This window comes from Streptomyces sp. NPDC059371 (assembly GCF_042751995.1).
Lineage (GTDB): Bacteria > Actinomycetota > Actinomycetes > Streptomycetales > Streptomycetaceae > Streptomyces.
Genome location: NZ_JBHYXD010000016.1, coordinates 47,617 through 65,904, shown reverse-complemented (window position 1 = coordinate 65,904; position 18,288 = coordinate 47,617). Strand labels below are relative to the sequence as shown.

Below are 18,288 nucleotides of genomic sequence, written 5' to 3'. Positions count from 1 at the left end.
CGACTGTCAGTCTCCGTGCACAGTGCGCAGCAGACCATGTACTGCGGCGCGCATAAGAGAGGCTGAGCCACTCCCGTCCGCATAGTCGATGACGGCTGCTTTTGCGTGCTGGGTAATGAAGCCTGTTGCTGCATGCTTGGCGCACCGGGTGGCCAACACGACCACGTCGGCCTGGCGGGCCTTTTGCCGCAGTGGCGGACTGCCGACGCTGTCGTGAGCACAGGTGACTTTGACCCCGGGCGCGAGCTGTTGAAGGGCTTCGCTGACGCGGTCCAGGACTCGCTGATCGAGGGAGTAGAGCAGTACGGTGTGGCCGGCTGCCTTGCGCAGGCTGGCGTTCGTGTCCTGCGCCAGGTCTTCGTCAAGTTGCTCAGGCCAATCGAGTTCGATGCCGAGTTCCAAGGACAGGCGCCGGGCCATGGCAGTGTCTGCGGGGTCCAAACGGCCTTGGTGCACGCTGAGCGGCAGGAGCAGTGCAAGCGCCAAGAATTCACGAGCGTCGGGAACAGGAGAGGCCTCCATGACCAGGCGATCGGCGAAATCAAGTGCGATAGCAGCTCGTTCGGGAGCGACCCAGCGCTCGCAAGTGTCGGCGAGTTCCCCCAGCAGTTGCCGGTAGATGTCGGCAGAGGGGCTCGATCGCAGCACGATCTCGGTCAGTGCCTGCACCGCCAACAGGTCACCGGGGCCCAGCCAGTCGTAGGCCAGCGCACAGGTGATCAGGGCGCGGGCGCTGAGCGGTGCGGGCTGGTCGTATCCCACGCTTTCGATGAACGCCCCCACACAGCGCCAGACCTTCGCCTGGCCCTCGTCGTGCAGGTTTTCCAGCAGCGCAGCGATGCTGCGGTCATCCACAGCCGGTGAGGGCCACGCGGAGAAGGTTTCCTGCTCCAAGACGGCGTTCAGCCCGGTGTATCCGCCAGCGATCGCGTTGACCAACTCCGTCCAGGAGCCCGGTGCCGGTTCGATCACGTCCGGCTCGGTGTCCTGTGATGCGGACGGGGCGGGTGCCCGCGTCAGTGGATCGGCCGGGGTGCCCGCACCGTCTTGGACGGACTGGGTCTGGGGGGCGCTGTGCAGGCTGAGGAGAGCCGTTGCGGCTTCTTGGAGGACGGATGGAACAACGTCGAGGGACGCTGTGCGCTCAACAGCGGCGAGGATGTGTTGACTGCTGTGTCGGGCGCCACGCGTCACTGCGGCCAGGAGCAAAACGGTAAGTGCATCGGCGGAATAGGACTCCACGTCGTCTTCGAAGGGAGCCAGCGCAAGGAAGCCCCGATCGTGGAGAGCTTGTTGCGCGACAGGCAGATCGCCGCTGCCCAGGGGCCCTTGCACGTCGCAGGAGAAGACCGCACCGAGCACCGCTGCTTTCACCGGTGTGGGCGGGTCTTGCCGCAGCACGTCGCCGAGGTCCGGGTAGTTGAGCAGTTCCCGGTCGAGGCCGAGCCGGCTGAGCCGCTTGATGTGCAGGTGGGCAAGGTTGGTGGCGGTCATGCCTCCTTGGCCCACCAGTTGATCGAGAACCGCTTGTGAGGCGGCTTGACCGCCGGCCGCCAGGGCGGCGTCGAATTCAGCCAGCAGCCGTCCTGTGGGCTTAACTGCCCGCCACAGTCGCGGAGGACGGTGAGCCAACGTTTGCAGCATGAGCAGCGCCACGTCGGTAAGCCTCTGGCGGAAGCGGCGATTGGGGTGTGTCTCGAGCCTGAAGGTGGTCGTCGCCGTTGCGGCGAACTCCTGCACTGCTGCTTCGACCGGATCATGAGGGTCCAGCGTGCAGGGGTGCACGCCAGCGCCGCTGAGGTAGGTGACGCCTGCGAAGGCCGTGATGATGTTGCCGACGAGAGTCGCGTGCGCCTCGTCGCGAGCGATGACATAGATCGCATAGCGGTCCTCGGCCTGCTGGTAGCGCGGCAGCACGATCGGGAGGTCGCTGCCGCTACGCAACAGATCGACGAAGCGCCGGGCTCGTTCGCCTTTGCTCGGGTCGGGATCCATGTCCGGCCAGGCGTCGTTTCCCTGGCCGAAGAAACGCCGAAGGAAAGCTTCCAAGCCTTGGGCACTTGGGACAGCAGCAGTCGGGCGCTGGGCGATCACCGGTGTTCCTTCCATCGCTGGGCGAGTTCCAGGCGTGCCTGGGCCGCGTCGCTTCCGCCCACCTTGTAGCTCACCGCCTCGTCGTTCTCCAGCAGGCCGCGCACTGTGAAGTTCATGGACCCGGTGAGCATCCAGTCTCGTCCGCAAATGGTCTTTTCGTGCACAGCAGGACTCTGGACGATGCGCACGGCGTGGCGAGAGGTCAAGCGCTGCAGCCGTCCGAGAAATTGGGCGTTGTGCGTGTCGGGGCGGGTGACCACGGTCAGGGAAGTGCCGGACGCCGTGATCCTGGCCAGCAAGTCGGCCAACGAGCAACTACTGGGGGGATTGTCGTCGAACAAGTCGTCGTATGTTCCCTGGCTGTTGTCGAGGATCTTCACATCGCTGATCCAAGGTGAAACCAGCCACATCACCGGCCCGGGGGAGGTGAGTTCTCCGACGAGGGCCATGGCCAAGATGGCGTCGGCGTGTACGCCGGTATGTCCGCCGGTGCGAACGGGGCGCTCGAGGCCGCTCACTGAGTGGCCTCCCTAATATCCACTCGAACACGCCAGTGCTGGCCGTCGCGTCGCATTCCTTGCATTTCTCCGTACAGGCGTAGCACGTCCCAGTCCACGGTCAGTACGGGCACGCGGACGATGGCGTCGGACAGGGCCGTCGCAGCATTCGTGTCGGCGGTCAACTCCACAGCGGCGTGCCGGGTTATGGCGGCTTTGTAGCGCTCTTCCCAGCCTTCTTCGGTGACGTCGATACGCGGCAGTTGCTCGTCGTGTGCTGCGGCAGCCAGAAGACGATCCAGGACGGGTGGGCGGTCGAGATAAGGCTGGTAGTGCTGAAGGTGGTGAATCCGGGCGTCCCGACCCCGCGGCCAGAGCAGACTGAATGCCTGATCGGCGGACAGGCGCGGGCCGGGGCCGGTGGGCAGGCGTCCGGAGCCGACCGCGTAGGCGATGACGCGGGCATCGACTTCCACGCCAAGACTGTGTTCGAGGGCCTGCCAGGCGTCGACCAAGGCCAGTGCGCTGGCATCAGTGGTGGGGCTGCTGCCCGGGCGGAGCAGTCGCGTGGACAGGGCAGCCACAGCGCTGTGGCGTGGCGGTCCGTCGAGGGTGCTCCATGCTGAGCGCAGGTCGGTGAGTGCTTGGCGGGAATCGGCTGCAGAGGTGCGGGCCCGCAGACCTGCCATCGCCTGTGCTGCTGCGCCGGTGGGTGCTGTGGTCACGTGGCGCAGGAGTCGGGTGAGAGTGGTGTCAACGTATTCGTAATCGTTGGGCGTCAGGGCTGTCTCGACCAGGCGCCAGAAGCGGCGCGGGTCTTCGGCGTAGTAGCGGGAGAGTTGTTCGATCACGCCCAGGCCACCGATGGAGGTCTCGCTCAGCCACACGGTGGCCGGATGGCCGTGCTCAGACGCAGCAACGACGTCGACGATCAGATCGCCGTCCTGTGCGTCCGGGCAGGCCCGCAGTGCTGCAGCGAGGACGGCGGCGGCCACGGTGTCGGTGTAGGCGCGGCGTGCCAGGTCGGTGGTACGGGCGGCGACGTCCGATGCCACCAGGAGGCGTCCGGCCCGGTCCAGGGCGTCCACGACGGTGGGCAGGGCGCTCAGTTCGGTGAGGGTGGCGATGAGTCGTTCGTTGGTGTGGGCGGGCTGGCCGGTGGACTCGTCGCGATAGAGGACGCTGAGGATTTCCGCAAGGTCCTGGCGCCAACTGCCGTCTGCTAGTGCGGCGCGGATTGATGACGGATCGGGGGTGTCGTTGCTTATGCCTCGCAGGGAGAACGACGTCAGGTAGACCAGGGCAAGCCAGCCGCGCTGGAACTGGTTGGTCACCTCTGCCAGTGCAAGATCGTCGCTCACAGCCTGGAAGAAGGCCAGGGTCCGCCATGGAGGTGAGGCGAGGTAGCGGGCGATCTCGGGGCGGGTGGTGTCCAGCGGGGCAAGAGTGAAGGAAGCGGCATCCACGCTGAGCCGGAATCCGAGGGCGGCGGGTTCTCCGTTGCAGGTGTAGTGCACGGTTCGGGCGTCTGTGGTGCCCGAGTCGTAGCTCACCTCGAAGCGTGCTCCGGCGGTCATCCGGCGTACTTCGACGGGGTTGCCTGCCGCGTGCAGAGAGAAGCCGACGGCAGTGATGCGGTCCTGCCACGACGAAGGACGGGGAACGTCCCCGGCAAGAGGTGAGGTGTTGGTGTCGACAACGATCTGTGAGCCCCACAGCGGAAAGCCTTGTGAGCGGTCGGCGACCGGTCGGGGCGGCTGGCTGAGGTGCAGGCGATGCGGGCGCAGTACGACCAGACCCGCCTGGTCGTATCCCGGGGGGAACCATCGTCCTTCAGGCGTCGGTTCCGGGGCGAGGGTTTCGTCGAGTTCCAGGGTGTCCTGGCCGAGCGGGGGGATGGGCAGCCACGTTCGGTGGTCGTCCCGTTGGTAGCCGTAACGGCGACTGACCCGGCCAGGTACGGCCTCTCTAAGGGCCCTGGCGATCGGCAGAAGTTCGTCGGTGCTCTCCTGCTCTGTGCCTCCGGCGGCCCGGCGCGCGGCGAAGGGCAGGGTCAGTGCGACCTCGGGCACATTGAGTGGGTCGAACAGGGCGCGGGTCACGAACTCCGGCAGCATGGTCCCGGGTTCGGCGCCAGGATCCTTGTGCTGCAGGGTCTGCCAGTTGCTCTTCAGACGGCGAGTGGCGGTGGGTACGACGCTGAGCAGCAGCGACCGTGGCTCCTCCCACAGCAGGGCCTGTACCTCATCGGCGCTCAACTGCAGGGCCGCTTTGAGGTGACGTGCCAGATCGTCTTGAAGGGTGGCATTGATCAGCAGACTCTCCAGCAGGAGCACCAACTTCTCGCGGGCGTCGTCGTCCTGCTTTTTGCTGCCGCCGTTTCGTGGTGCAGTCAGTAGTTGCCTGGGATCGTTCCAGATTTGGCGGGAGCGTAGTTTTCGCCCGGCCCAGTCAAGGAGTGACTGCGCCCCCTGAATCTTGATCACGAAGCGGTTGTTGACCGGAAGATGGCGTGCGGCCACTTCCGGCTGGAACAGTGTCTCGTACGCCTGGTAGGCGAGCCGGTCGCGGCCGTAGTCGGACAGAGTGATGACCGTGATCGGGCGCATGGCGCGCTGACGGCCGGCGCGGCCGCGTCGCTGGATGAAGGCCGCTGCGTCGTGGGGTGCCTTGTGCTGGAGCACCAGTCCGACGCGCGGGTCGTTGAAGCCGACTTCGAGGGAGGCGGTCGCCACCGTCAGGTCGGCGTGCAGATCGACTCCGACGTCCTGCGATGACGTGCGTGCCACGCGCAGGGCGTGACTGCCCGTACCGGGGGCGAGCACATGACCGATCTTCTCCATGAGGTCCCATGACTGGCCGTCGCGGTAGCGGGCGCGGTGCTGGGGGTTGGCCGGAGCGCGGAGGGCGGCGAGGGCGGGTTGGCGGCCACTTGGCCTGCCGTAGCGGTCTTGTTTTCCCTCGGCATCGCGCAGGTCGTCGTAGAAGCGGTTGGTGACGTCCAGGTCGTCGGTGAAGAGGAATCCGGTGGACCCGTACAGGGCGGCGTTTTCCTCAGGGTCGAGCATGCGCCCGAAGAGCATGGCCGTTTGGATGGAGGTGGACAGCAGGCTGCTGCCAGCGATGGGATCGCCGCGCAGTGCGAGGGCGTATTCGCGGCCCTCCTCGTCCATGCTGTCGTCGGCGGGCTGGATGTACTCAACCTTGTTGTCGCGCAGACCCACCAGGCGGGCGAAAAACGTGCTGGCGTCACGCAGCGTGGCGCTCAGTCCGACGAAGGTGACCGGTTTACCGACGGCCTGCTGCCATCGGCGCAGCAGCAGGGCCGTCTGTGCCCCGTGAAGCCCGGCGTAGGTGTGCACCTCGTCGAGCAGGACCAGCGAGGGCACCGCGCCGGCCTGCCAGCCCAGCAGTCGGCCGATGCCTCCTGCAGCGCTGTAGAGGTTGAGCATCTCTGTCGTCGTGAACAGCAGATCCGGTGGCTGCTCGCGCTGGGATTGGCGGGTGAGGGCCAGGCGGCCCTCCTCGATGACGTTCTGGCAGGTGGGGCTAAGACATGTCAGGCGTTCTTTGTTGTGGCGGCGGTCGGAGTCATGCCACAGAAGTTCACCGCGTTCGCATCGCGGGCATGTCAGGTAAGGGCAGATGGCGCCTTGCTGGGTCCGTTTCCAGGCAGTGCGGCCGTTGGCGCCGGGCTCGAGGCGCGTGTCCTGGGAGTGGTAGGGCGTGTCTCCGTAGAGGGCTCCCAGGCGAAGCGGCCTGCGGTCGCCGTTGTGCAGGGTGGGCTCCAGGGCGCGGGCGGTGCTCACCGCCTCCCGTAGCTGGTCGCGCAGCAGTTCCTTGCGCGGATACAGCGCCAGGGTGTGCAGTCGGAAGCTGTTCGGGCGGGCGCGTTCGGCCATGGCGGCAAACGCCGGCAGGTAGAAGGAGAGCGTCTTGCCGCTGCCGGTGCCGGCGCCCACGATGACACCGCTGGAGTGTGGGCGCTTCAGGGCCTGGGTCACCGCGGCAGCGGCATCGATCTGGAAGCGGGCAAGGTCACGGGAGCCGATCTGCGCCTGTGCCACGAGGTGCTGGAGGCGGCCCCACCCTGGCAAGTCGGCGAGTTCTTTCAGCGCGGCGCCTGCGGGGATGTTGCGCTGGGGGTAGCGGCGGGGCGCGGTGTGCAGGCGGTAGTCGGCGACGAGTCGTTTGCTGCTCTGCCACCACGGCGTTGCCTCGTCGCGGACCTGCCAGGGGAAGAGTTGCCGCAACTGTGCCGCCAGACGGACGGTTTCGGCCAGCCGCGTGCGATATTGCGGGGGCGAGGTGTCGGGCACCTTGAACAACCAGGCACGGTCGCGAAATTCATACAGCAGGTCTTCGCTCGAGATGCCTGCAGCCTCCTGCGGGGCGTCGGACAGGCAGAGTTCGATGGCCTCGAGGACTTCGCTCTCGGTCAGGACGCCGTCGGTGATGCCCCAGGACACCAGGGGCAACTCGCGGTTCTCGAGCGTGTTGAGGACGTGGTTGTAAAAACGTGCAAGGGACGGTGTGATCACGTGCGCCTCCTGCGGACTTCCAGGTCGGCGTCGAGATCGACACGACGCAGCAGTGCGATCTCCTCGTCCGTGATGTCGCTGAGGAGCAGGGCGGTGCCGGAGGCAAGGCGGTCCAGGAGTCTCTGCAGTCCTTCTGGCGGCGCTGGCGCAGTCTCGAGGAGTTCAACCAGTTCGGCGTGGGCATGGGCGAACAGCGTGATCACGGCTGCGTCGACGTCGGCGCGAGCCGTCTTGGTGAGGTCTTGGTGCAGGGTTTTGGCCCGCGCCTGGTCCTGCAAGGAGAGCATTGCCTGCCGCGCCATCTGCACGGCCGCCAGTTGGGCTTGTGTCCACTGCCGCCACGCCTCCTGGCTGTCCTGGACGATGCGGTCGGCGACCTTGTGCACCGCTGTCGAAGCCCTGGTGAAGGCGGGGTTGGGAGGCAGTCCGCCCTCGCACTGACGAGTGAAGGCTGCCAGGCCTGTATCGAGCCCGGAGAGGTCGATGTCGCCGGCCGCCGGCTGGGCCATCAGGGCGCGAGCGATGCGCAGGCTGCGCTGCAGGGCCATCAACTCGTTGTGCAGGCCACCAATGCGTTGGCTGATGCGCCTCGCCTCCTCCTCCCCCTTCTCTCCCTCATTGAGTCGGCGGGCCTCCGCCTGCAAGCGCTCGGCCTTTTGCACTACGGACAGGGGCGCGCTCATCGATCCTCCTCCGGTGCGCTCAGCGACTGCCATTCGATCAAAAGTTCCTGGACCCCCCTGGCTGCTTCATCGCCATGGGAGTTGGTGCGGGACGCAGCGTGTTCCAAAGCAGTGGTCAGCCATGCGTCGCTGGCCTGCAGCAAGGCGCCGATCACCTGGGTGGTCACCCCTCGGTCCCGCACGGCCGCCGTGATACGGGCCGCATCGGAGGCTTCGACGTCCTCCGCGCGCAGGAGATCGTCCTCGAGTTGGTTCAGCATCTTCCAGTCGATGTCCTGCGCCTGCGCCAGAAGGCTGGTGATACCCGTCCGTGTGGCCAGCGAAATCGGGATGCTGGCGTTCTCGGCCGCAAGAAGCGCGTCGCGCACGGCGGCCAGGACCTGCGCTCCGGTCGTGCCCCGTGGATGGTGGCTGCGTATGCCGTCCAGTTGGCGGCGCAGCGAAGCATTCTGCGCCTTCACGATGTCGGTCCAGTTGGCGAAGTTCTTGACAGCCTTCTTCACCCACTCCGGTATGTCCGAGCCCGTCACCTGCCAGTCCCACTGCGCTGTCGCTTGGCGCAGCAGCGGCAGCGCCCGAGCTGCGTCGATCAGTCGGGGCTTGCCCTCGCCCTGCGCCACGCCCAGGGCGTCCCGCAACCGTTCGACGAGGGGTGTCCTGTGTTGAAGGTGGCTCTCCAGTGCCCGGCTCCACGCTTCGTCGCGCGATGCCGTGTCCTCGCGCGCCCAGGAGCGGCCGTCGGCGAAGGCGGCTGCCAGCAGGTCGGCCTCGTCCATGCCGGGCCACGCCTGCCCAGCCAAAGCGGCGCCGATCAGGGCTGCCCGCAGCCCGAGAACCAAGTCGCCATCGGTGATCTGCAGACTTTTTTGCAAAGCGGTGGTCAGCGACGCCGTGTAGCGGTCGGACTCGGTGCTCAGTCGTCGCACGTGTTCGGCCCGCTGGGCGGGCTGGCCGTTCTTCAGCAGCAGCACGCTGCGTAGATAACGGCTGTTGCGTGCCGTCCGCTTGAACCGGATCGGGGCCGTGTCCGCGCCCTGAATGTTTTCTGTTGCGCCTTCGAGAGAGACCACACGGGCATTGGACGGCCATGCTGCGCGGATCGTCGTCTGGTTCTGTTCCCGCATCAGCGGATTGACCCAGCGATAGCGTTGAGCGACGGCCGTGGCGATGATCGTGCGCAGGTCGCCGGCCACGGCCTGCGGCAGTACTTGTTCGCGGGTTAGCCAGTCCTCCACGGCATTGAGCTTGGCCTGGAGAGAAGGAGGGAACTTTGCAGTGGTGGATTCCGTCTCGGTCTGCTTCTTTTCCCGCTTTGCCGACTGGGCTTTGATCGGCTGCTTGGGAGCAGCGCTGGCCCCGGAGAAGGAACGGGCTTCCAGGGCGAAGGCTTCTGTGACCGCGGGCGACAGAGCGTTGGCCTGGTCGGGAGCTCCGCCCCAAAACTCCAGGACGATCTTTCGACGGTCGGCGTCCAGATGGTCCTCTGCCTCTACCACTTCCTGTACGTCGGTGGACAGCGGCTCGTCGATGTCCGCGGTGGGGAACTGCGTGCGGAAACGGGCGTCGGGGAAGGTGCCTTCCTTGAGTGCACCGGCGTGCTCGACCAGGACGGGACGGATCACGCTGCCCAGCACCGTACGCGGGACAAATGCGTAAGGGTCGCTGCGCGGAGCCGTCGCGTGGATGGCGCGGACCAGGGCGGAGGAGTTGAACGGATACAGACCGAAGCCTTCGGAGGTGGCCCCGAACTGCTCATGGCATTGGGAGACCAGGTCGCAGGTCTCACAGGGATTGCGCACCTGCCGCTCGTTCTCCAGGGCGTCTCGCCCTACCCGGGCGGCGTTGAGATACCGTCCGACGAACGAGGTGATCTCGGCTTCGCCCTGGTCGTCATTGGTGAAGGGGACGTTGAGGTTGTAGACGTAGCCGGCGGTGGCCCGCACGCGGGTGAGTGCGGTCTCCGGGAGGTCGCTGAAATAGCCCGTGGTGACCGCCATGAGGGTGCGGATCGGGGCCAAGGTGGTGCTGCCGTATCGGTTGGCGGCCTCGATGACCGCATCAAGGAGATCTTTCTGCACGCCTTGGATCAGAGCGAAGTCCTCGATGAGCAGGATGATCTCTTTGCCCTTGCGGGCGTACTCGCGTCGCACCTGAAGCATGGCGTCCTGCAGGCGGCCTGCTCCCAGGCTCGCCACCCGCTTGACGGCCGCTTCCAGATGATGGTTCAGCAGGTCGACGGCGGCCTGCTGTAGTTGCGTGTTGCCCGAGATCACGTTGATCAGCTTGATCGTGATCTGGGCGGCGCGGTGGAGGTCCAGCAGGTCGGTGGGGAGATCCTGCATGGTGAACGCCATCGGGCGGTCCGGCTCACCATCTGAGCGGTCCTTGAGCAGTTGTTCCGCGAGCCGGGTAAGGAACTTGCCCTGGCCGAGCATGAATGCGCTGACGTGAGGGTCTTGCAGGACGACCGTCAGGCCCCGGGGACCGGCGAGCGGGCGAGCGTGCTGCGGTACGTCCCGAGCCGTGGTGGCGGCCAGGGACTCGCTGAGGGCGTTGACCAGACGCCTGCTCAGCGTGGCCGCGTCTATGCCGTCGGTGAATCGGTGGATGTCGGAGCGCAATTGCGCCAGTTCGCCGCTGTCCGCGTCGGCAAGCAGAGCATCGATCACCGCCCGCAGGCTGGTCTTGGCCTTTTCCAGATAGATGACTTTGTGCTTGTCCGAGGAGGGAAGGTTTTCGCGCACCCAGCGCACCAGGTGCGACTTTCCCGTTCCGGAGTCGCCGACGATCGGCAACAGGAGCGCGCCGGTGTCGGACTGCAGCGACAGGAAGTCCTTCAGGACGGTGTTCTCGTCGATGAGGGGGCCATCGGAGACGAGGGCACGTCCGTCCAGGCCAGCCCTGCGGATACGCAGCGGCGCGTGCGTGGCCAAGAAGACCGCACGCGAGGGGCTGACCGCCTCGGTGTTGATCGTCGCGGCAGCGGTTTCGGGCGTCCAGCACAGGAAGCCACGGAAGTCAGCCATGCTGGTCCTCCGAGATGACAATGTCGGACACGTAGTGCGACGGACGGTCGGGGTCATGAAGGGTCAAGACGCGCTGAGCGTCAGCGTCCTGCTGCAGGATGAGCCAGCCCTCGTCTTCGCCGCGCAGCAGGGCGTAGGACAAGGCCGGCCCTGCTGACTGCCCGCCCGGGTCGGGGATGCCCATGGCATTGGCGTAGTCCCCGCCCGGCAGGACCGGCAAAGCCGTGCGCAGGGTTCGGGCGACGTCGACGGCGTTGACTCGTTCCCCGGCAGTCCACAGCCTTTGCACCGTCTGCTTGACGGCCTCTGTGCAGTCTGGCAGCAGGGGGCCCACTCCGCTGCTGGGCAGCAAAGGCGCCGCGGCCATACCGAGGGCCGGCGCCCAATGCACAAAACGGTTCCAGCGCGTGTCGTTTCGCGACGCCGTACCCGCATCCGGATTGAGGTCGATGGACTGCTCGCGTTGGACGATGTCCCAGGTGGCCGGCCCGTCGAGAGGATCGCAGGAGAGGAACCACACGAGGATGCGGGTGAGGTCGCGCGAACCGGTCTGTCCGGCGTCGTCGGCGAGTCCGACATTGAGTTCACCGGCCAACACGGCCTCGCGCAGGGCGCTGCTGAAGGACGAAAAGTCCGTGCCGTCGAGGTCGCTGGCGTATCCGGTCAGCGAGAGGTGGCCTTCGTCGACGACGACCAACTGCACCTCGCGCAGGCTGCGCACGGCTTGGTCGAAGGTCTTGTTCTCCTTGCCCTCGGTCAGGGACGGGGGAGCAAGAAGAGCCCGTGCGCGATCGACCGGCACCGGCTTTTTTTCTGCGGCAAGGAGACGAACGACGGCCCACATAAACGGTGGTATTGAGGATTCCGCGAGCAACAGGGCCACTAGAACGACTCCAAGGCAGTACGTACCCACAAGTGGGCGCGGTGGATTGCAACAAGTGGGGTGTCGGGGCGATCCGGATGCGCCAAAGACCGTGGATGCAGCAGGTACGTTACATCCTGAGAATCAAATCGCATCGCCAGTTCCTCTCCCATGTGGGAGGCGGAAGGGTCCAGCAGCCAGACCATCGGGTTGGTGTAGCGGCCCAGGAGGTCCTCGTCCCTGTCGACGACCAGAGGGCGGGGCCGCACGTCGCGCTGCATTCGCCGGGTGGCAAGGCGGGCGAGTCCCGGACCGCCGAGGACCGACATCCCCCGCACAGCCAGGCGCTCGAGCAGTTCGGGCACCAGGTCGGTGAACTCCTGCTCGGTTTCCCAGTACAGGGACAGGCACGGCAGGTCTGCGCGGAACCGCTTCAGAGGGTCCTCGTGCCGGTTCGGCCACGATGGCACGGCGGGCCAGGGCTCGACCGCGAGTCGGTAGTAGCCCTCCGGTGCGGTCCGGGGCGGGCCCTGCTTTCGGCAGGGCGGGCATCCACGGCAGGTGACGCCCGTCGTCAGGACGCCTTTGCGGTAGGGCACGCGATAGTGGTCGGCCAGTGCTTCGCCCCAGCAGCGGTCGCTGCGAAGGATCTTTCGCAGGCGGCCGGCGGCGTCACGCTGGTCGTTGATGATCAGCCGACGGACGTCGTTGAAGCGCTGCAAGAAGTAGACACGGTCGTTGGTCTGCCCGTCCACGAGGAAGACGTCGAACTCTTTGCCCAGCGACGCATAAAACGCATCGAGGCGTTCTTGCCAAGCCGTGTCGGCCTCCTGCGTGGCGCGCTGGGGGGGCTCGGGGATACTCACCTTGATGAGCCCCGCTCTGACCATAAAGTTGAGGATGCGTTCGTTCCAACTGCGGTGGCGGCCGAACCCTTCGGGCATGTCGGCCGGCAGGGCTTCGAGGCTGAGTCGGTGGGCGCCGTTACCGGTGGAGGTGCGCCCCACCCACATAGCCCGCCACCGGGACCAGGCACGCTCGGCGGTCAATTGCGGGCTGCGGTTGATGCTTTCGGCCAGTTCCTCGTCCCCAGGGGCGGTGGCCATGTAGGCAATGCAGGGGTTGCCGTCACGTCCGGCGCGGCCGACCTCTTGGTAGTAGCGGTCCGTGGTCTCCGGAAGGCAGGCGTGAACCACGGTACGCACGTCGGCGAGGTCGACTCCCAGGCCGAAGGCCGAGGTGCCCACGACCACGTCGAAGCGCGTGGTTGCAGGCCCGGCCGCGGTCGATCCCGCCCAGCCCTCAAGAGCCTGCCGCCGCTGTTCGTCGGTAGATTTTCCGGTGACCTGGGTGACACGGCGAAAACCGGCCTGGCGCAGCCGTTCGGCCCAGTCGACGGCGTCTTTGACCCGGGTGGTGTAGAGCGCCAGCGGCCGAGGCAGCATGGCGACCGCGTCGATGACGGCTTGGTTACGGCTCTGGTCGTCGGGACAGGTGTCGACGTAATAGCTGGGCTCGTGGCGCAGTTGGGAAGCCCATATCACCTCGGCCTGCCCCTCTTCGGCAAACAATTGCTCCAACAGGCTGACCTGCTGGTGGGTGAGAGTGGCACTCATCGCCACCGTCACCGGCGCCTGGTTTGGTGGGGCCTTGCGCAGCCAGGTACGCCGGTGGCTGGCCATGGTCTGGAACTCGGGCCGAAAGCCGGTGCCCCACTGCTCGACCAGGTGCGCCTCGTCGATGACGAAGTACTGCAGCAGTCCGGCTTCGGCGGCGTCCTCCAGAGGCTTCTTCAGCGCCGTCACCACGGCCTCGGGAGATGTGAATAGCACGCGCTGGCGACCAGTCCGCACGTCCTCGCAGATCTGTCGCTTGACTTCGTGCGGCATGCCGCCGGTGTAGGCATAGCGGCCGGTCGGGCTCTGCCTACCCTGCCGAGCAAGGGCAGCTTGCGTCCTGGCCTCCATGTCCAGTGCGAGAACGACGGTGGGCACGACCACGACAGACACTCCCCCGCGGGCTCCTGCCAGCAGCGCTGCAGCCTGGGCCACGGCGGTCTTGCCATGGCCTGTGGGCAGGCACACGATCGTGGTGCTGCCCGCGGGAGCCAGTGCGACGGCCCGTGCGGCCTGCTGCTGTCCGACGGAGACGTACTCCTGGTAACCGAGGGCCTCGGTCCAATAGGGATCGGCCGGCTGGGATTCGAGGTGGCGCCGGTGCAGTGAGTCTTCTCCCAGGTAAATCTGCTGCAAGTCCTCCCGTGCGCTCTGCTGTGCGTGGGGTGTCAGGGCGCGCGGATGCCATTCCAGGGCAAAGACACGCAGTCCACGTCCGGTGGGCAGCGTCCTGCACGCCATCTGTTCCCACTGCTCGCGGCTGGGCAGGGCCGCATCCAACGGCACCTCTAGGCCGGCATGGTTACCCCTGACCGCGGCCTCCAGCAGGACTTGACGGGTCAGGGCCGCGATGTCGCGCCAGTCGACCGCGTCGCTCCGCTTGGCCGCCCGGTCGGTCAAGGCGTCCTTCAGCCGCCGCAGCGTCCCCGACGCGGTCGTCGCGGGCACCTCGGGCCATGCCGAGAACAACTCCTGAGCGTGCGCCCACAGATCACCCATGGTGGTTCACCGTCCGGTATCCACCGCGCACGATGCAGGTGGCGGCCACCACGCGCACCGAGGGACGGCTCAGGCCTTCCGTCAGATCCCGCGCCACGGCCACGTCCAGCAGGTAGCTCTCGGTGTCGCCCAGCAGATGCCCGGCCGCACGTCGCGCCTGCGCCTGCGCACTCGCCACGGCAAGTTGCTGTCGTGCCTGGTCCTGGGCCGTAACGCACTTGCTGACCAAATCGGTTGCCTGAGCGAGGTGGGCGCGAGCCACCTCCTCAGCTGCTTCGGCCGTCCGCCTGTAGTCCTGCCCGCCTCCGAACACGGTGATCAACTGCTGATGGTTGGTGAAGTTGTAGTTCTGGTCGCCCTGCCGACCGTAGGGGGCGTCCAGCCAAGCGCACGCCTCGGGATTGGTGAGAGCTGTTCGATGTCCGGCTGGCACCCAGACCTTGCGGGTGAATGGCGCGAGCAGGCGGTCGGCCTGGCGCCGCAGTGCCCGCCTCGCTTCCGGTACGTCCGCGAGGTGCTGAAGGGCGGAGTTGATGTCGGCCTCGACGAGGTACTCGAAGCCGAAGTACGCCTCGTCCGCGCCTCGGCAGGCCGGGTCAAAGCGCCGGAAGGCCGTGGCCTGTCCGCGTTCGTCGGTGAAGACGATGCCCGCCAGCATGTCGACGAAGGGGTTGCCCGAGCGAAAGAGCCGAGTCCCTGGTGCTCGCAAGGCTGTGGAGCGGTTGAACACACCCTGGGACATATGGGGGTGAATGCTTTCGGTGGCCGCCTTGCGACGCTGGGGGTCGAGCAGGGGGCGCGAGGAGGCGATATCGAAGAGGTCACGCTGGTGACCGGCGACGGCGCGTACGTCATGCCGGAAGCGCAGGCCGCCACTGCTGTCGTCTGCGTAGTGCACCAGGTTCTTGCGCAGCGTGCGCCAATCCTGTTCCAGGCGGTCGAGTGCGCCCGTGGTCTGACGTGCCTGCTCCGACGTCTCGTGGCTGGACTCCAGCATGTCCATGGTGTCGATGTCCCGTTTGGCCTGGCGGAGGTCCTCGCGCAGGGTAGGTGCCAGGGCCGTAAGTCCTGCGGGGCCGTCGGTCAGCGCCTGCCGCCACACTCGGGCCAGTCCTTCGGCGATGATGTCCTGGAGAGTTGACACCGATGCGGTGAACAGGTCGTACCCCTCGTGGAGGAGGCCGGCCCAGGCGCCGCAGAACATCTCATTGCCCTCGCGGTCACCGATGCGGAATTGCTGCGCCGGCCGATTTTGCCGCAGCGATTCCACTCCCCGGTAGCGGTCCACCCGTCCGATCCGCTGCTCGAGGCGATTGGGGGACCACGGCAGCCGCATGTGCACCAGCGTGTCGGCCACCTGCAGGTTCAGTCCGTCCTCGGCCGAGGTGTCGGCGACGAGGACCTGGCACATTCCCGCATCCTGCGAGGCACGCCATGCCTGCACCGCACGTTCGCAGGCGTCCGCGCCAGCTTTTGTCGTGTGCAGGCCCACCATTGCACTCGCCGCGTGGGCGGCGGTGAGGGCGGCCGCCAACTGTGCGGCCATGGAACCCGGACCGCAGAAGATCACCACCTTCGTCCCAGGACGCATCACCGGTGCCAGCACCTGGGCAAGGGAGGTGCAGGCGGAGGCATCAAAGGAGTCGGCGCACTGGTTGCTGTAGGTCTCCAGCAGGCCGCCTTCGCCCGGTAGGGCGATTGGCGCCCTGAGCAGGTGTCGTTCTTGTTCGGTGAGTCCGGCGCGGTCAGCGGCGTGCTCATCGAGGTGAGTGCGCCAGCGCAGTGCGCACAGCAGGTCCTGAGCCGGGCCCCCGGCCCGAGAGGCCAGCACCGCCAGTGCCATGGCGAACGCCGTGTACTGGTGGTCGTCTGCTTCCGTGTCCATCAGGTGGTCGGCAGCAAGCGTGCGCCACTCGAGCAACAACTCCTGGCCCAGGTGGTGTTCGTCCCGGTCCACCGCGAGCAGTCGCGGGCGGGTGCGGCCCCTGACCTCGTAGGGCACCAGGTCCGTCTCCTCGTCCTCTTGGAGCACGGAGGCACGACGGTGGCGGATGACCCTGCGGTGCAGACGGTAGGTCTCGCTGAGATGAGCTCTCAGGCTCTCCACGCGCAGCCCCAGTTCGGGAGCCTGATCCTCGTCCGCCAGATCAGCGTCCTCGGTGAGCAGGTCCAGTACTCCGGCGGCCAGGTCTTCGAAGCGTGCATCAGGCGGCAGGAGGTCTCGCAGGCTCTCGATGGTCATCGGCAGCAGTGCGGGGAAGTAGGCGTCCAGTTGGAACACCCCATCGGCCAGGTCCTTGCGCCGCCGGTAGCGCTCCCCGAACGCGGCACGGTCGTCCCACCGGTACAGGTCCTTGTCCAGCAGATGCAGGAGGCCGAGGTGGGTGACGTAGTGAGAGGTCACTGGAGTGGCCGACAGCAGCAGCAGTCGAACGGCCGAGTGTGCGATGCCGCACAGTTCCTGGTAGGGCGATTGCGTGGGCTCGGTGATGCCGTGGACGAGGAGATGCGCCTCATCCACGATGAGCAGGTCGGCACCTCGGTAGGTCTCCCACTTACGGGGGGTCTCGTGGGCGGTGAAGGTGATGTGTGCATCGGGGAAGTCGTCGATGAAGAACTTCTCCAGCATCTCGCTGCGCCACTGCCTCACCAGAGGTTGGGGCGCAACAACGACGATCCTGGCGTGGGGGTTGTCGATGAGGGTCTGCCGCATGACGTAGCCGGCCTGGACGGTCTTTCCGAGTCCCACCTCATCGGCCAACAAGTAGCGCTGCACCGGGTCGGAGAGGACCGTCAGGGCGGCCTGCACTTGGTGGGGGTAGATCTCCACGGCGGCGGAGAGCAGTGCAGGAATGCTGCCGCTGGCACTGCGCTGGGCGATGAGGCTGTGCAGCATCGGCAGGCGGGCGTCGTGGAAGTAGCCGGACTCGTTTCCACCGGCTCCGAGGGTGGCCACTGGATTGCGTACCGGTTCGTCCCAGCGCACGTGCAACTCGGCCGCCTTGACGGGCAAGTGCACGTCCGGATGATTGGGGAACTGTACGTAGTACACGCCCGGGTCGCTGCCCCGCACCCGTCCCACGATCCACACGCCCGTGCTGGGATCGCGCCGGTAGACCCGGGTCTCCTCCGGGAGAGCCACCGGCGTGCACGACCGTGCAGCGATCCGCTGCTGCAGTGCTACAGGTTCCGCTATCGACTCAAAGAAGTCGACCTGGACACTGTCTCCTTCAAGCACCCCCACACGCCCCACCCCCGGCGAACCGGCGAACCGGACGAAATCCCCCACCCTCAGCCCCGACATCGCACTTCCTTCACAAGATGCTCACATCCAGCCGGCTGAAGCGTAAACCGCACCACTGACAACGCCCCCGCCGGGTAGACCAACTTGGGCGATCGCGACGCGTCGACGCCGGGTCACCGCACCGAAGCCACAACCCGGGCCGCCTGCCACCACTCCATCCGGCGCCGCCCTGCCGCCACCCTTCCACGCCGCCCCGCCGGGACGTCGGGAATGAGATCACAATAAAGATGATCATTTAATTTCATAACCCATACGGTTAGTCCGGTCAATGCCGAGCGCAAGCGATCAGCAACTGACGCTGCGGGAACACTGCGACGCCTGCGATGCCGTGACACCGCAGAGACTCCGGGCCGAGGAGGAGACCTGACCTGCCCCAGCCAGCGGGACCAGCAGAAGACGGGGCAGCGCAACACCCGTCGTACGGATAGATACAAGCGAGGCAGGACGAGGCGTCAACCTGTCGGCAGCTACGTTCGAGTGACCCAACTGCCCGTCATCGAGTTGACGATCGCTACCAGATCTTGCTGCAGGTTCATCAACACCAGCAACCAGGGCCTCGGTCCCGCCGACAGCCCGGGCCGACACTCACCAGGTTCAATCGGCATCTTCATCGGCTGTTATACGACGGTGGAGAGCCGGCGGCAGCGCCGCAGGAGCAGTGGGCCG

Annotated in this window: 8 protein-coding genes; all 8 read right to left on the bottom strand. The window is 66.6% G+C overall.

Annotated elements, in window-relative coordinates:
* Nucleotides 1-6 precede the first annotated feature (6 nt).
* From dpdD to dpdE, 8 genes are read right to left on the bottom strand one after another with little or no spacing between them, the layout of a single operon-like run.
* The gene (dpdD, locus tag ACFXGX_RS12305; RefSeq protein ID WP_384788680.1) at nucleotides 7-2,094 is read right to left on the bottom strand and encodes a protein DpdD; all 2,088 of its coding nucleotides are present in this window, start codon (nucleotides 2,092-2,094) and stop codon (nucleotides 7-9) included.
* The gene (dpdK, locus tag ACFXGX_RS12300) at nucleotides 2,091-2,612 is read right to left on the bottom strand and encodes a phospholipase D-like domain-containing protein DpdK (protein ID WP_384788677.1); all 522 of its coding nucleotides are present in this window, start codon (nucleotides 2,610-2,612) and stop codon (nucleotides 2,091-2,093) included. The genes dpdD and dpdK overlap by 4 nt, the downstream gene beginning before the upstream one ends.
* Nucleotides 2,609-7,132, bottom strand: a complete 4,524-nt coding sequence (gene dpdJ, locus ACFXGX_RS12295; protein ID WP_384788674.1) for a protein DpdJ — start codon at nucleotides 7,130-7,132, stop codon at nucleotides 2,609-2,611. Before dpdJ ends, dpdK begins: the two co-directional genes overlap by 4 nt.
* Nucleotides 7,129-7,815 (bottom strand): hypothetical protein, encoded by a 687-nt coding sequence (locus ACFXGX_RS12290; RefSeq protein ID WP_384788671.1) that lies wholly within the window; start codon nucleotides 7,813-7,815, stop codon nucleotides 7,129-7,131. The genes dpdJ and ACFXGX_RS12290 overlap by 4 nt, the downstream gene beginning before the upstream one ends.
* Nucleotides 7,812-10,841 (bottom strand): protein DpdH, encoded by a 3,030-nt coding sequence (gene dpdH / locus ACFXGX_RS12285; RefSeq protein ID WP_384788668.1) that lies wholly within the window; start codon nucleotides 10,839-10,841, stop codon nucleotides 7,812-7,814. Before dpdH ends, ACFXGX_RS12290 begins: the two co-directional genes overlap by 4 nt.
* Nucleotides 10,834-11,724 (bottom strand): protein DpdG, encoded by an 891-nt coding sequence (gene dpdG, locus ACFXGX_RS12280; RefSeq protein WP_384788665.1) that lies wholly within the window; start codon nucleotides 11,722-11,724, stop codon nucleotides 10,834-10,836. Before dpdG ends, dpdH begins: the two co-directional genes overlap by 8 nt.
* A complete protein-coding gene (gene dpdF / locus ACFXGX_RS12275) occupies nucleotides 11,724-14,318 on the bottom strand; it encodes a protein DpdF (protein WP_384788662.1) in 2,595 nt (864 codons plus the stop codon). The genes dpdG and dpdF overlap by 1 nt, the downstream gene beginning before the upstream one ends.
* On the bottom strand, nucleotides 14,311-17,622 hold the full coding sequence (dpdE, locus tag ACFXGX_RS12270; RefSeq protein ID WP_384788659.1) for a protein DpdE: 3,312 nt from the start codon (nucleotides 17,620-17,622) through the stop codon (nucleotides 14,311-14,313). Before dpdE ends, dpdF begins: the two co-directional genes overlap by 8 nt.
* Between the last annotated feature and the right edge of the window lie 666 nt (nucleotides 17,623-18,288).

Coding starts and splice junctions, on each gene's coding strand:
- ACFXGX_RS12290 (WP_384788671.1), bottom strand. CDS start 7,815: ATGAGCGCGCCCCTGTCCGTAGTGCAAAAGGCCGAGCGCTTGCAGGCG.
- dpdH (WP_384788668.1), bottom strand. CDS start 10,841: ATGGCTGACTTCCGTGGCTTCCTGTGCTGGACGCCCGAAACCGCTGCC.
- dpdF (WP_384788662.1), bottom strand. CDS start 14,318: ATGGGTGATCTGTGGGCGCACGCTCAGGAGTTGTTCTCGGCATGGCCC.
- dpdE (WP_384788659.1), bottom strand. CDS start 17,622: ATGTCGGGGCTGAGGGTGGGGGATTTCGTCCGGTTCGCCGGTTCGCCG.